The sequence below is a fragment of the Rhodoferax sp. U2-2l genome (assembly GCF_020594515.1).
Classification (GTDB): domain Bacteria; phylum Pseudomonadota; class Gammaproteobacteria; order Burkholderiales; family Burkholderiaceae_C; genus Rhodoferax.
Genome location: NZ_JAJCTH010000006.1, coordinates 119149 through 133373, shown reverse-complemented (window position 1 = coordinate 133373; position 14225 = coordinate 119149). Strand labels below are relative to the sequence as shown.

General features: G+C 64.5%; 11 protein-coding genes. 7 read left to right on the top strand and 4 right to left on the bottom strand.

Annotated features, from left to right (window positions below; translation table 11 throughout):
• The first annotated feature begins 40 nt into the window (after positions 1-40).
• From LHU53_RS07655 to LHU53_RS07640, 4 genes are all read left to right on the top strand, one after another.
• Positions 41-250, top strand: a complete 210-nt coding sequence (locus LHU53_RS07655; protein WP_227331954.1) for a hypothetical protein — start codon at positions 41-43, stop codon at positions 248-250.
• A gap of 61 nt (positions 251-311) precedes the next feature.
• Entirely contained in the window at positions 312-635 is a 324-nt protein-coding gene (locus tag LHU53_RS07650) for a hypothetical protein (RefSeq protein ID WP_227331953.1), read from the top strand.
• A 195-nt stretch (positions 636-830) separates the two neighbouring features.
• Positions 831-1550, top strand: coding sequence for an AzlC family ABC transporter permease (locus tag LHU53_RS07645; RefSeq protein WP_227331951.1), 720 nt, complete (start codon positions 831-833; stop codon positions 1548-1550).
• Complete coding sequence (locus LHU53_RS07640; protein ID WP_227331948.1) at positions 1547-1870, top strand: branched-chain amino acid transporter permease; 324 nt, start codon at positions 1547-1549, stop codon at positions 1868-1870. Before LHU53_RS07645 ends, LHU53_RS07640 begins: the two co-directional genes overlap by 4 nt.
• 8 nt (positions 1871-1878) lie before the next feature.
• Here the strand turns inward: LHU53_RS07640 and LHU53_RS07635 are convergent, their stop codons facing one another.
• Positions 1879-2538, bottom strand: coding sequence for a histidine phosphatase family protein (locus LHU53_RS07635; protein ID WP_227331947.1), 660 nt, complete (start codon positions 2536-2538; stop codon positions 1879-1881).
• Between the two features lie 276 nt (positions 2539-2814).
• On the opposite strand from LHU53_RS07635, the gene LHU53_RS07630 reads away from it, so the two are divergent.
• From LHU53_RS07630 to LHU53_RS07620, 3 genes are read left to right on the top strand one after another with little or no spacing between them, the layout of a single operon-like run.
• A complete protein-coding gene (locus LHU53_RS07630) occupies positions 2815-2994 on the top strand; it encodes a hypothetical protein (protein ID WP_227331946.1) in 180 nt (59 codons plus the stop codon).
• A 17-nt stretch (positions 2995-3011) separates the two neighbouring features.
• Positions 3012-6233, top strand: coding sequence for a hybrid sensor histidine kinase/response regulator (locus tag LHU53_RS07625; RefSeq protein WP_227331945.1), 3222 nt, complete (start codon positions 3012-3014; stop codon positions 6231-6233).
• A 19-nt stretch (positions 6234-6252) separates the two neighbouring features.
• Positions 6253-7176, top strand: coding sequence for a diguanylate cyclase (locus LHU53_RS07620; protein WP_227331943.1), 924 nt, complete (start codon positions 6253-6255; stop codon positions 7174-7176).
• A gap of 146 nt (positions 7177-7322) precedes the next feature.
• On the opposite strand, the gene LHU53_RS07615 is transcribed toward LHU53_RS07620, so the two are convergent.
• From LHU53_RS07615 to LHU53_RS07605, 3 genes are read right to left on the bottom strand one after another with little or no spacing between them, the layout of a single operon-like run.
• Positions 7323-8504: a two-component system response regulator gene (locus tag LHU53_RS07615; protein ID WP_227331941.1), complete on the bottom strand. Its 1182-nt coding sequence runs from the start codon at positions 8502-8504 to the stop codon at positions 7323-7325.
• A gap of 5 nt (positions 8505-8509) precedes the next feature.
• A complete protein-coding gene (locus tag LHU53_RS07610) occupies positions 8510-13528 on the bottom strand; it encodes a PAS domain S-box protein (protein ID WP_227331939.1) in 5019 nt (1672 codons plus the stop codon).
• Positions 13525-14217, bottom strand: a complete 693-nt coding sequence (locus LHU53_RS07605) for a histidine phosphatase family protein (RefSeq protein ID WP_227331937.1) — start codon at positions 14215-14217, stop codon at positions 13525-13527. Before LHU53_RS07605 ends, LHU53_RS07610 begins: the two co-directional genes overlap by 4 nt.
• Positions 14218-14225 lie beyond the last annotated feature (8 nt).

Genomic DNA, 14225 nt, shown 5'->3' with positions numbered 1-14225 from the left:
AACCGCCACGTCTGTGTTTTGCCAACCCAAGGAGCATGCCATGCCAAATCTTGCGGCTTTGACGCCCTTTCGCCAACTTGCTGCGGTCGCCCCCTTCACACGTAACGTCGATGCGTTGTTCAAGGATTTTTTCATCAGCCCCTGGTCCCTTGATGCCACGCCGACAAGGCAGCCCGCCCCAGACGCTGACACCCCCGACACGCCCGCCGGGCAACAGGCGGCTGTGCCTGCAACCGACAACCCGGCCTGACGCCGCCACCCCAAGGCGCGACCGATGACGGTCGCCCCTTTTTTTCAGATCAGAGAACCCTATGGATACCGACCCAATCGGCGGCTGGATGAGCCAGGTGCAACCCATTCTGGTGGCGCAACTGGCGGGCAGTGCGGATGTCGACCACGCCATCACCTTGCTCAAAGCGGCCGTGGCCAAGGTGCCCCACGTCAGCCCAACCGCAGGTGTGGAGGTCGACATTCTGGAATTCAACGAGTTCAGGCCCAAACTGGCCGTGCGACCCCACTGCCACACCCAACATGACTGGCAGGTTGATTTCGACACCAACAAAACCATAGCCGACACGCTGGGCAGCGCCGGCTTCCCCGTGGCCACCCGCCCGGTGAAGCTGTACCCCGTGTGAACCTGACAAACGCAAAAGAAACCCGCACGACACCCGATGCGGGTGACGTCGTGAACGCTGGCCCCCGTGGGCGGGCGGTAACCGCGTGCCGTGTGACGGTTTGGTCGCGTAATGTGACATCGGCAGAGGCTGCTGGCCGTTGGGGCCAACAGGCTGCGCGACAATCACGGCTGTCCCGTGAAGCCCGCCCCTTGCATGTCCCCAGAACCACTCGCTCCCCCTGCCCCACCACCCCACGCCGTCTCGGTGCTGTCGCTCTCCATCCCGGTGGCCATGGGTTATGTGCCGCTGGGCATGGTGTTTGGCTTTCTGTTTGTGCAGGCCGGGGCCAGCTGGTGGCTGGCGGTGGCCGCCAGTGTGCTGGTGTTTGCCGGGGCGGCGCAGTTCATGATGGTGCCGATGCTGGCGGCTGGCTTGCCACTGCTGACCATTGCGCTGGCCACCCTGGTGGTCAACCTGCGCCATGTGTTTTATGGCCTGTCGTTGCTCGACAAGCTGCCCACCGAACCGTGGGCGCGCTGGTACCTGGTGTTTGGGCTGACGGATGAAACCTATTCGGTGTTGACCACGCTGCCGCCAGGCACCAGCACGCGCCAGATGGTGGGGGTGGCGCTGTTGAATCAGGGCTGGTGGGTGCTGGGCACACTGCTGGGCGCGGTGATCGGCACCCAGGCCCACGTGCCGCTGGTGGGGCTGGACTTTGCCCTGGCCGCGCTGTTTGCCGTGCTGGCGGTCGAGCAGTGGCGCAGCGCCCACACGGTGTTGCCGCTGTGGGTGGCGTTGGGCAGCTACGCGCTGGCGCAGGTGCTGATGCCGCAGCAAGCGCTGCTGATCAGCATTGCCCTGAGTGTGCTGGCCGGGCTGGTGTTGCCCCGCTGGCTGCCAGCCAAGGCGTCCGAGCCGGAGGCCACATGATCGACACCACCTATGCGCTGGGCGTTCTGGCCGCGATGGCAGGGGTGACTTTCGGGCTGCGCGCCCTGCCCTTTCTGGCCGCCAAATTTTTGCAAAAGCACCCGATGGTGCAGCAACTCGGCCGCTTCTTGCCGCTGGCCATCATGACCCTGCTGCTGGTGCACACACTGGTGGGCAACGCGCGCGACAACCCCAGCGGGCCATGGGCCGAACTGGCCGCCGTGGCCGTGGCGCTGGGCCTGCACGGGTGGAAGCGCCATGCCCTGCTGAGTATTCTGGTGGCCACCGCCCTGTACGTGCTGCTGCGCAACACCGCGTGACGCCATCGTCACCCCGGTGCATGAGACATGGCCGTCAGCCGGGCCACGATCTGTACGTCACCGGCCGCATCGGCCTGCAACACCAGCCCCTCGCCCGACTGCGCGTTAGACCCGGTCAGGTCCGACACCACAAAGTCATGCGTCACCCACACCTGAAAACCCGGGCGTGCCGCGGCCGCGTGCAGCGCCGCTTGCAACATCTGGGTGCGCGCTTGCCGCTGGGGTGCTTCGCTGCCCACGGGCGAGGCCAAAGCATCCCAAGGCTGCACCGTGCCAAAAGCCAGCGTGGCGGTGTCCAGACACCGGCACCACGGACTGGCGCGCACCGATTCGGGTGTGAGCCCGTGGCGGGCAAACCAGCGCCCGATGCGCTGCGCTTGCGCGCGCCCCGCCGCGTTCAGGTTACGCTGCGTGCGGCAGTCACCCACCTTGAACTCCGGCGGGTCAAACGTGCCGGGCGCCAACGCGTGACGAAACATCACCACCACACCACCGCCGCGCAGTCGACGCAGCGCCTCGTCCAACGCAGGCGTTGCGCCCGACACGCGATCTGCGTCGGTAGCCGCCATCAGCCCCTGAGCGGGCAACACCCCGGCCGCAGCCGCACCAGCCAGCAAAAACCAGCGGCGAGAGGGGTGACCAGGGGTCTTCAATTGGGTGGACTGCATCAAAGCTCCTCAGTGGACAGACGTTAACGAGAGAGAACAAACTTGTCATGCCGGACTACGACCCGGCATCCATGACTGCTGGCGGCATGGATTGCGGGTGGTAGCCCGCCATGACAACCGACTTGCATTCTGCGGGGACGACTTCGCCACCCATGCCAGTCAACTGCCATGAACCCAAACGCGCTTCAGGTCAACAGGCTTGAGTCTGACGATCTGGTGCCCACGGCCTGCGCCCGACTGCCACTATCATCAACGTGACACAAAAACCTTGCGCTTATGACAGCAAATATCCATCCGGTCTTAGTCGCAAGCGTCCCGGCCTTGTCCGCCTGCAGGCCGCTGATCAACAACTCGGTCATCGTGCGCGACGATGTCCGCCAGACCGCCGGGCGCAACCGCATTCAATTCAGGATGCGTCGCTGTCACGCCCCCAACGTGCGAATCAACGCATTTTGAAAAAGAAGTGATCCACCATGCCCTCCCCCTCCTCCGCACCTGAGCGATCACGCCCGGACTGGCTGCCTTATGCGGGCAGTGCCATGCTGGTGGCGCTGGTCATTTGCGGCTTGACCGCTTTGGTCATCTGGCTCGAGCACCGCAGCTACCAGGATCAGGCCACCGCTTCCACGCAAAGCCTGGCGCGCCTGCTGGCAGAAAACGTGGACGCCGCACTGACCAAGGCGGACACCTTGCTCAAGGTCTCCAGCCGGCTTTATGGCCAGGCGCTGGCCGGCGGCCCGATGGACGCTGAGCGCCTCAACCGCGAGCTTGAGCTGCAGCTCTCCTGGTTCACCGACGTGGCCGACATCCGGGTGATCGACGCGCAAGGGACGCTGCGTTATGGCTCGGGCAGCATCAGCCCGATCAGTGTGGCAGACCGCGACTACTTCATTCGCGCCCGTGACGAGCCCAATGGGGGCGTTGTGTTTTCCGGCCCGATCATCACCCGTTTGTCCCAAAAATGGGTGCTCGTGCTTGCGCGCCGCACGAACCACCCGGATGGCAGTTTTGCCGGCGTGCTCGTTGCCAGCCTTGACATCGCGCACCTGGCCAACATCTTCTCCGCGGTTGACGTGGGTGCGCATGGCCTGGTGGCCTTGCGGAGCACGGCCCTGGGGGAAATTCTGCGCGATCCACCCAACACCAACCCAGCTGGCACCGTCGGCAACCGAGCGGTGGCACCGCAACTCCAAGACCTGCTGAACAGCCAGGCCAAAGCCGCGACCTATGTGGCCACCTCGATGCTGGACGGGATGGAACGCACCTACACCGCCCACAAGCTGCCGGTTGAACCGTTCCACATCATCGTGGCGCTCTCTGAGGTCGATTACCTGCGTGACTGGCGCCAAAAAGCCGCCGGGCTACTGGCTCTGGCGGGCCTGCTGCTGCTGCTGACCGCCGCCGGTGCCCACAGGATGTACCGTTTTTCCAAACTGCAAGCCCGGCGCGAAGGTGACCAGCATGCCATGCTGATTTTGGAAGCCAGCCCGGTGGCGATGATGCTGGTGGACGCCCAAGGCATCATCCAAAAAGCCAACCAGGCCGCTGGCAGCCTGCTCGGCCGGGACGCCAGTGGCCTGATCGGCACCGCGGTCGACGATCTGACCCCGCCACGGTTTCGGACGGCGCACCCGCAGCAGCGCGCGTTCTTCCTGAGCCAGCCAACCATGCGCCCGATGCACGGCGGCCAAACGTCGCCGGTACTGCACCAAAATGGCCACGACGTGCCGGTGCAAATCGCGCTGGCAACGCTGGCGCTCAATGGCAGCCCGCACGTGGTGGTCGCGCTGGAAGACCAAACCCGGCGCCAGCAGCAGCAGCAAGTGCTCAATGATGCGCTGACGCGTCTGAAGCTTGCCAGCGAAGCGGCACAAATCGGCATCTGGGTCTGGGATTTCAACGACGACCATCTGGAATGGGACCGCCGCCAGCAAGAAATATATGCCATGACCGAGGCCGATCGCCAGGCACCGCTGACCTACGCATTCTGGCGCAGCCGCGTCCACCCGGAAGACTTGGCATTGGCAGAAGCCGGCCTGGACCTTGCCAAAGCCAAAATCGCCCCGTTTGCCAAACTCTTTCGCATCGTGTGGCCGGGCGGTGAGGTGCGTTACGTCCGCTCGGCCTCCATCATCGAATACGACGACAGCGGTCAGGTGCTGCGTATGGTCGGCGTAGACCGCGATGTGACCCAGGAGCAGGAACAGCAGAACGCCCTGCAAGACGCCAAGCAGGCGGCTGAAGCCGCCAACACCGCCAAGAGCGCCTTCCTGGCCAACATGTCGCACGAGATCAGAACCCCGATGAACGCCATCATCGGTCTGTCAACGCTGACGCTGGAGTCCGACCTGAGCCCGCAGCAACGCGACTACCTGCACAAAGTGCAGGCGGCGGGCAAATCCTTGCTGGGGCTGATCAATGACATTCTGGATTACTCCAAGATCGAAGCCGGCCACCTGCACTTTGAGCTGGCACCCTTCCGATTGGCCGACGTGCTGCACCACACGGAGAGCCTGTTCAAGTTCAGAACCGAAGAAAAAGGCCTGCAGCTGCACACCGAGCTGGCGCCCGAGGTGCCGCTGCTTTTGCGCGGTGACAGTCTGCGCCTGGGCCAGGTGCTCAACAACCTGGTGGGCAACGCCGTCAAGTTCACCTCGCACGGCGAGGTGCGCCTGCGCGTGACGCTGGCGCCGCCACTGGACAGCGATGCCGCTGCCGTGCCGCTGCGCTTCGAGGTGACGGACACCGGCATCGGCATGGACTTGACCGACGCCGATGCGCTGTTTTCGCCCTTCACCCAGGCCGACTCATCCATTACCCGGCGCTTTGGCGGCACCGGGCTGGGTTTGTCGATTTCCAAGCGGCTGGTCGAGATGATGAACGGCCAGATCGGGGTCGCCAGCACGCTGGGTCAAGGCAGCACGTTTTTCTTTACCGCCGTTTTTGGCCGCCTTGAGTCCGATGACTTGGCGGATGCGCCCGAGCTGCACCACGCACAAGTCGACCAGTCGCCCTACGTCAGCCTGGCAGCGCCCCTGCGCGGCGCGGAAATTCTGGTGGTGGAAGACGACCCTGTCAACCAGCTGGTGGCCCAGGGCTTCCTGCACAACATGGGGCTACGCGTCACGCTGGCCGACGATGGCGCCCAGGCGCTGGCCTGGGTTGAGAAAAAACACTTTGACGCGGTGCTGATGGATGTGCAGATGCCGGTCATGAACGGGTTTGAGGCCACCCAAAAAATCCGCCAGCTCAGCGCCGGTCGGGGTCTGCCCATCATTGCCACCACCGCCTCTGCCATGATCGAGAGCATCGAGTCGTGCCGCAGCGCCGGCATGGATGACCACATTTCCAAACCCATTGACCCCCAGGAACTGGTGTCCCGGCTGCTGGTGTGGGTCGCGCCCAAGGCGCACGCCAGGACGGCCAGCACCGCACCGGCCCCGTTGGCTGAGGCGCCCCTCAAACCCTTTGACGACCTGCCCGCGCTGCACGGCAGGTTGACTGAGCTGCAAGGTTTGCTCGAACAGAACATGCTGAGTGCGAAGAAAGTGGCCCAACAGATCGACCTCCTGGTGAAAGACACCGATTTGTCGGCTAAATTTATGCAGGTCAGCACCACAGTACGGAAAATGCGCTTCAAGGACGCCCTGGCGGCGTTGCAGCGTTTCCAAGGCGAGCTGCCCCCAAAACCTTAAGACAAGAGACCTGCCCGACATGGCCCAAGCCGCAAAACCCCGCGTTCTGGTGGTGGACGACATTCCAGACAATGTTGAAGTGCTGGGCGAAGCCCTGATCAACGACTACGAGGTGCAGTTTGCCAACTCCGGCGCGGAAGCCCTGGCGCTGGTGACGTCTGACCCGCCTGACCTGATTTTTCTGGACGTGATGATGCCGGACATGGACGGCTATGAGGTCTGCCGGCAGCTCAAGTCGGCCCCGGCCACCCAGCACATCCCGGTCATTTTCGTCACCGCCAAAGATACCGAAGACGACGAAGTGTTTGGCCTGAATCTGGGCGCGGCCGACTACATCAGCAAGCCGTTCAACCCGGCCATTGTGCGTTTGCGTGCCAGAACCCATATCACCCTGAAACAACATGCCGACATGCTGGCCTCGCTGGCCATGATTGACGCGCTGACCCACCTGCCGAATCGCCGACGTTTTGATCAGCAGTTGCAGACCGAATTTTTGCGTGCGCAGCGCGAGGCCACGCCGCTGTCGCTGTTGATGATCGACATCGATTTTTTCAAGCAGTACAACGACCACTACGGCCACGGCGGTGGCGATATCTGCCTGCAAAAGGTGGCCGCCGCCATGGCGCAGGTGATCCAGCGGCCTTCTGACCTGCTGGCCCGCTTGGGTGGCGAGGAGTTTGTGGTGATCCTGGCGCAAACCGATGCCCCTGGTGCGGCCCTGATCGCCCAGCGGCTGTGCACGGCGGTGGAACAGCAAGGTCTGATCCACGCCGACTCGAGCGCTGCGCCGGTGGTGACGGTGTCGGTGGGTTGCGCCACCAAGCTGCCTGGCAATGCCATCTCAGACGCTGGCGCCCTGCTGGCCAGCGCCGACGCGCAGCTGTACCGCGCCAAAGCCAGCGGACGCAACCGCATCGCCTGCGCCCCCGTGGCCCAATCCTGACCTGCGCCACCAAACGGCCACGCTGCCAAGCCAGCGCACAGCATGAAATCCGGCGGGTCACGACCCGCCATCCATGGCCCCGGGGTTCATGGATCCCGGATCTGGTCCGGGATGACAACCTTCACCACCAAGCCGGTGGCGGTGAGTCAGGTGCTGCTCGATGGACGCGTAGGCGTGGCAGTTGGCCTCTGGAACAGGGCCAGTTCCTCGGCTTTTTTGGTCATGTCCAGGTCGGTATCGGTAAAGCGCGCAGCAATCGCCTTGAACTCGTCCTGAATGCGCACAAACGCATCCACCACATCGGGGTCAAAGTGTTTGTCCCGGCCTTCGACAATGATCTCCGTGGCTTTCTCATGGGACATGCCGTCCTTGTAGACGCGGCGGCTGATCAATGCGTCATACACATCGGCCAGCGCCATCAGCCGCGCGCTGATCGGGATGGCCTCGCCCGCCAGGCCCTTCGGGTAGCCGCTGCCGTCCCACTTCTCCTGGTGCGACAGGGCAATCTCTTTGGCCGTGCGCAAAAAACCCACATCAATGCCCAGCGCTTTTTCGGCGTGTTCGATGGCCTCATGGCCCAGGTTGGTGTGGCGCTTCATGATCGCAAACTCATGCGGCTCGTAGCGCCCGGGTTTGAGCAAAATGCGGTCCGGAATGCCCACCTTGCCAATGTCGTGCAGCGGTGCCGACTTGAACAGCATGGTGATGTTGGCATCGGTCAGGTAAACCGCAAACCGCGGGTGCGTGCGCAACTGCTGCGCCAGCGCCTTCACGTAATACTGGGTGCGCCGGATGTGGTTGCCGGTGTCGCTGTCGCGGGTTTCGGCCAGCGAGGCCATGGCCAGGATGGTCACGTCCTGAATGGCCATCACCTCCCGGGTGCGCCGGTTGACTTCCTGCTCCAGGTAGTCGGCTTTGTCGCGCAGGAAATCGGCCGAGGCTTTGAGCGCCAGGTGAATTTTCACGCGCTCTTGCAGAATGGGCGGGCTGATGGGTTTGGTGATGTAGTCCACGGCACCCATCTGGAAGCCTTTGCGCTCGTCTTCCACCTCGGCTTTGGCGGTGAGAAAAATCACCCGGATGTCGCGCGCCTTGGGGTCGGCCTTGAGGCGGCGGCACACCTCGTAGCCGTCCATGCCGGGCATCATGATGTCCAGCAAGATCAAATCAGGCGGTTGGTCGGAGGTGGCGATGCGCAGGGCTTTTTCGCCGTTGTTGGCGACCCGCACCAGGTAGTCTTCACGCAGCAGGCTGCTGACCAGGGCCAGGTTGTCGGGCGTGTCATCCACCACCAGCACGGTGGGTTTGGACGAGGCAATGGGTTCCATGGCGTTCACCCGGGCATGCTGTCACGACCGGCCTGGAGGGCTTGCAAAGCGGCCTCAAAGTCGAAGGCCTTGACGGCGTTGTCAATTTGACGGTAGTGCGGCCCAAAGGCCGCGTCCAGCAGGTCGGCGTTGTCGCTGACCACCTCCACCGCAGCAGAGTCATCGTAGGCCAACAGGGCCTCCAGCCGGGCACAGACTTCTTTCAGCCGGGCCGGGTCCACCGCCACCTTGACCCGCGTGGCCTCGGCTGGCAGGGCCTGCTCCAGCGCACGGATCAGCTCAGCCAGCGGCGCCGCCAGCGCCTGGATGCGCGACTGCAGCGCGGCACGCGGGCCGCCCTGCCCGGCTGCCATCTCGACATCGGCCGCCAGCGTCTGGACTTCCCGGGCACCAATGCTGCCCGCTGTGCCTTTGGTGGTGTGCGCCAGGCGCTCCACGGTGGCCAGGTCGTCTTGGTCCAGCGCGTCCTGCAAGGCCACCATCAGCGGCTTTTGCCCGGCCACAAAACGCCGCAGCATCGACAGGTACAAGGCCTTTTTACCCAGCACCCGGCGCAGCCCCAAGGCCGTGTCCAGACCGGCAATGTTGGCAGGAATTTCCACACCGCCCTCTGCGGGGGCGGGCACGGGCGGCAGGCTGGCGTGCGCGGTGAGGTGATTGGCCTGCGGTTGGATCCACTGCAACAGGGTTTGCCACAGCCGGTCTGGGTCGATCGGTTTGGCAATATGGTCGTTCATGCCGGCTGCCAGGCAGCGCTGGCGGTCGCTCTCCTGCACGTTGGCGGTCATGGCGATGATGGGCAGCTGGGCGTACGCAGGCATCTGGCGCAGCTGGCGGGTGGCGGTTTCACCGTCCATCACCGGCATCTGCATGTCCATCAGCAACAGGTCAAAGTTGCCACGTGCCAATTTCTGGATCGCCACCTCGCCGTTTTCCGCCAGGTCGACGATGAAACCGGCATCACGCAGCAGCTCCATGGCCACTTCCTGGTTCAGGTCGTTGTCTTCCACCAGCAAAATACGCGCGCCTTTGATGCTGGCGAGGTGTTCGGCACTCAGGGTGGGCGCGTCTATGGCAGCGCGCCGCTGGGCGGGGGCCTGACCCATCAGGCTCATCACGCATTCAAACAGCATGGAGGGGTTGACGGGTTTGATCAGCACATCTTCCAGACCGGCTTGCTCGGCCCCCCTGAGCACTTCTTCACGGCCAAACGCGGTCACCATCACCTGGTGCGGCGGGTGCCGCAGGGGCCGCTCTTTGAGGCGCCGGGCCACTTCGATCCCGTCCATGCCGGGCATCTGCCAGTCCAGAAACACAAAGTCAAACGGCCGGTCCTGCGACTCGGCCTGGTCCACGGCGTGGATGGCGGCCGGCCCGCCGTCCACCTCGTCCACGGCAAACCCCATGCCCTCGAGCATGTCGCGCAACACCGCGCGGGCGTTGTCGTTGTCGTCCACCACCAGCGCGCGGCAGCCTTGCAGGTCGGCGCTCAGGATGCGCGGCGCCTCGGCGGCCACGCCCAGGCCCAGGCGTGCCGTGAACCAGAAGGTGCTGCCTTGGCCGGGCACACTCTCCACCCCCACCTCGCCCTGCATCATGGTCGAGAGTTGTTTGGCAATCGACAGCCCCAGCCCGGTGCCGCCGTAGTGGCGGGTGGTGGACGAGTCGGCCTGTTTGAACGACTCGAACAGTTGCGCCTGGTGCTCCTGCGCGATGCCGATGCCGGTGTCGCGCACGGCAAAGTACAGCAGCACGTCCTCAGCGGTCTGCTCACGCACGCGCACCAGCACATCCACTTCGCCGTGGTCGGTGAACTTGACAGCGTTGTTGGCGTAGTTGATGAGCACCTGGCTCAGGCGCAGCGGGTCGCCCACCAGGTTATTGGGCACCTGGCGGTCCACGTCAAAGATCAGCTCCAGCCCCTTGGCGGCCACTTTTTCACCGATCAGGTTACCGACATTGCCCAGCACTTTTTCCAGATCAAAAGCAATGTGTTCGATGGTCAGCTTGCCCGCCTCAATTTTGGAGACATCCAGAATGTCGTTGATGATGCCCAGCAGGTGCTGGCCCGAGTCCATGATCTTGCGCATGTAGTCGCGCTGGCGCGGCAGCAGCTCGGTCTTGAGCATCAGGTGCGTCATGCCGATCACCGCGTTCATGGGGGTGCGGATTTCGTGGCTCATGTTGGCCAGAAACTCGGCCTTGGTGCGGGCTGCGTCCTCGGCCAGCTCCTTGGCGCGGCGCATGGCCTCGGCGGTGGCACGCTCTTCAGAAATATCGTCCACCACCCACACGCTGCCCTTGCTGCGGTCGCTCACATCCACCGCCTTGCCGGTCAGGCGGGCCCAGAACAGGCTGCCATCCCGACGTTTGAGCTGCTGCTCGCGGGTATGCGGCGACCCATGCCAGATCACCTCGTACACCGGGTCGCCGCCCATCGCCTCGGCCTCGGCGTCGCTGTACCAGACCGTGGTGCGCTGGCCCACCATGCTGCCTTCGGGCCAGCCAAACAGTTCGCACAGGCGCCGGTTGCAGCGCTCGAAAACACGGTCGCGGATCAGCGCCATGCCCGAGGTGGCGGTCTCGAAAATCGCCACCTGCTCTTCACCCGCCAGGCGCAGCGCCTCAGACACTGCTTCCAGGTCGGCGGTGCGCTGGGCCACCAGGTCTTCCAGGTGCGCGCGGTACTGCGCCAGCTCCTGCGTCATGCGCCGCTTCTCGGTCACGTCTTCCTTGATGGCCAGGTAGTGGGTGATCTGGCCATCGGGTTGGCGCACCGGGGTGATGTGCGCCTCTTCCTCGTACGCGCTGCCGTCCTTGCGACGGTTGAACAGGATGCCGCTCCAGGTGTCCCCGCGCGTGAGCGTGGCCCACATGTCCGGGTAGGTGCCAGGCGGGGTTTTGCCGGTCTTGAGCAGGCGCGGGTTGGCGCCGATGGCCTCTTCGCGGCTGTAGCCGGTGGTGCGGGTGAAGGCCTGGTTGACGTACTCGATCTCGGCGTTGAGGTTGGTGATGACGATGCTCTCGGGGCTTTGCTCGACCGCCAGATAGAGCTTGCGCAGTTCGTCTTCGGTGCGCTGGCGTTCGGTGATGTCTTCCTTGACCGCCACGTAATGGCAGATCTGGCCGCCGGCATCGCGCAGCGGGGTGATGATGGCCGACTCCGTGCGCTCCTGGCCAGCTTTGGTGCGGTTGATGAACTTGCCGCTCCAATGCTCACCCTGCGACAGGGCCTGCCACATCTGGCGGTAGACCTCGGCCGGGGTTTTACCCGCACTCAACATCTTCGGGTTCTGGCCCAGCACCTCGTCGCGGCTGTAGCCGGTCTGGCTGACAAAGGCGTCGTTGACAAATTCGATGCGCGCCTGCACGTCGGTGATCACCACCGCGTGCGGGCTTTGCTCCACCGCCAGCGTCAGTTTGCGCAGCGCCAGGTCGGCCTGTTTCTTCTCGGTGATGTCTTCCCACAGCGCCACCAGGTAGTCGCGCCCTTGCTGGGTGATGGTGCTGACGTTGATGAGCACGTCCACCACCTGCCCGTCCTTGCGGCGGTAGCGGTTCTCAAAGCGTGCCCGCCCGGCGGCCACGACCTGGGCCACCCGCCGTTGCATGGCCTGCAGATCGGGCACCGCCTGATAGTCGGCCAGCGTCATCTGCAGCAGTTCCTCGCGGCTGTAGCCCAGAATCTGGCAACAGGCCGCGTTGACCTGCACCATGCGCAGCGAGGGCAACTCCACCAGATTGATGGCACTGCCCGCCTGCTCGACGATGGCGTGCATCAGCGCTTGCGCCTCCGCCTCGGCGGCACGGGCGCGGCGTAGCGCCAGGCATTTGTTCAGCCGCTGGCTCACGGCGTCCAGCAAGGCCTGCTCTTCGGGCAAAAACGGCTCACTCACGTCGCCGGGCAGCGCCCCCACGTAGGCCACACACACGCGGTGCGCCGGCACGCCGCTGGCACCACCAAAGCGGGCGTCCAGGGTGCGAGGCTGTTGCAGTGCTTCGGGCGCACCGACCACCATCGCTCCGCTCTGGATACAGGCCACCGCCTGCTCCGGGTAACGCATCGCCGCGGGCAGACGCGCGGTGACCCGCTGCAGCAGTTCACCCTCGCTGATGTCGTCGTTCTCGGTCAGGCGCGAGATGTCGAACGAGCAAGCCAGCTCTTTCATGCGCTCACCCAGGTCGTATTGCGCCGCCTGGCGTGCCGCCAGCGCATCCCGAAACGCCACAATGGCGGCGGCAATGTCGCGCAACACGCTGCGCGGGTCGCGGCTGATGGCTTCCACCTCGGCCAAAGCGACCGGTTGCGCACCGTGTGAGGCCATGGCCAGCATGGCCCCGGACAACACATTCACCCGCTGCAGGATCTTGCGCGCCAGCGCCAACCAGACCAGCAACAGCACCAGCAGCAGCACACTGCTGGTGGTGGCCAGCTTGACCACCTGCCGCTCAAACGACTCGCCCTGGGCGATGGATCGCGCGGCCATGGCCTGGGTGGCTGCATGGACCACGCCGTGCGTGTGCTCGGTGAAGGCCACATAACTTTGCCCGGCCTTGAACGCCAGGCGCATGGCCCCCGAGGGGTCAATCGTCGCCATGTCAGTGGCGGTGATGATCAGGCTGCGGTAGGTTTCAAAATCGTTTCGCAGGTGCGAGACGGGTGGCGCCCCCTCAGGCGCATCCTCCAGCGCCAGCAGGCGGGGCTCCAGCCCGGCCAACAGGTTCACCACGGCGGTATGCACCCGGTACACATGGCCCTCGTCGACCTGGCCGTTGGCGGCCTGCTCCAAGGTGTCCGCCACCAGCAGTTGCACGGCCGCCACATCCTGGTTGAAGCGGTTGGCAGCTGCCAGCATGGCCGCATCGCGCGCTTGCGCCTGCGCCACCACCTGGTAATCCTGTTGCAGGGTCTGCATGGCCGAATACACCACCCCGCCCGCGATCAGCGTCACCATCAGCACGGGCACAAAAAACAGCAACAAATAGGGAGAAATGCGCCCGGCGCAGCGCGCGAACCGGGTCATGGCAGCGCCCCCGCCGGCAACACCTGCGGCCACAAGCCGGGTGCAAAGCTGGCCACATAGTCAAAGCGACCCTGCCCACGCGGACGCAAAACCACCAGCGTGCCCTCTTTCGGAAAGTAACCCATCAGGTCCATCAGGTTGGGCCCATGCGCCACCAGCAGGCGGTTGCCGCCGGGCGCCACCGGCTCCGACAAGAGAAACCGGGTGCGCGCCAGGATGGGGGCCTTCTGCGCGGTGGTCAGGTTGGCGGTGTACATCAGGTTCATGTCCAGCGTGGCATCGCGCCCCGGAAAAGCCGCCGCGGTGGTGTCTTTGACCCGGCACATCGGGCTGATGACGATGTCGCCAATCGGGATCTGCGCCGCGCGCATGGCCTGGCCCACTTGCGCGGCGAGTTGCCGCCCGGCTTCGGTCAGCGGGCGCTGGGTGGCGCAGTCGTTGAGGTCCACCTGGGGGAAACGGTCCGGGCGGCTGTTGTCGGTGGTGCCATGGCGCAGGTACAGCACAAACCCGCCGGTACGCAGCACCGCCAGCAGGTTGGGCGTGCCCGGGGTTTCCACAAACTTCGGTGCCATGGCCAATGGCTTGACCGGGGTGTCGGCGGCATGGGCAGCCCCTATAGCCAACATCACGCCCCAGCTGAGCAAGGTGGCGAAACTAAGCCGCGAAATCCATGGTTTTGGCTGCATGGCTGAAA

Excerpts from the sequence above, each read along its gene's own strand:
- LHU53_RS07655 (WP_227331954.1), top strand. The coding sequence starts at position 41 with ATGCCAAATCTTGCGGCTTTGACGCCCTTTCGCCAACTTGCTGCGGTC.
- LHU53_RS07605 (WP_227331937.1), bottom strand. The coding sequence starts at position 14,217 with ATGCAGCCAAAACCATGGATTTCGCGGCTTAGTTTCGCCACCTTGCTC.
- LHU53_RS07630 (WP_227331946.1), top strand. The coding sequence starts at position 2,815 with ATGACAGCAAATATCCATCCGGTCTTAGTCGCAAGCGTCCCGGCCTTG.
- LHU53_RS07640 (WP_227331948.1), top strand. The coding sequence starts at position 1,547 with ATGATCGACACCACCTATGCGCTGGGCGTTCTGGCCGCGATGGCAGGG.
- LHU53_RS07650 (WP_227331953.1), top strand. The coding sequence starts at position 312 with ATGGATACCGACCCAATCGGCGGCTGGATGAGCCAGGTGCAACCCATT.
- LHU53_RS07635 (WP_227331947.1), bottom strand. The coding sequence starts at position 2,538 with ATGCAGTCCACCCAATTGAAGACCCCTGGTCACCCCTCTCGCCGCTGG.
- LHU53_RS07645 (WP_227331951.1), top strand. The coding sequence starts at position 831 with ATGTCCCCAGAACCACTCGCTCCCCCTGCCCCACCACCCCACGCCGTC.
- LHU53_RS07610 (WP_227331939.1), bottom strand. The coding sequence starts at position 13,528 with ATGACCCGGTTCGCGCGCTGCGCCGGGCGCATTTCTCCCTATTTGTTG.
- LHU53_RS07625 (WP_227331945.1), top strand. The coding sequence starts at position 3,012 with ATGCCCTCCCCCTCCTCCGCACCTGAGCGATCACGCCCGGACTGGCTG.
- LHU53_RS07615 (WP_227331941.1), bottom strand. The coding sequence starts at position 8,504 with ATGGAACCCATTGCCTCGTCCAAACCCACCGTGCTGGTGGTGGATGAC.
- LHU53_RS07620 (WP_227331943.1), top strand. The coding sequence starts at position 6,253 with ATGGCCCAAGCCGCAAAACCCCGCGTTCTGGTGGTGGACGACATTCCA.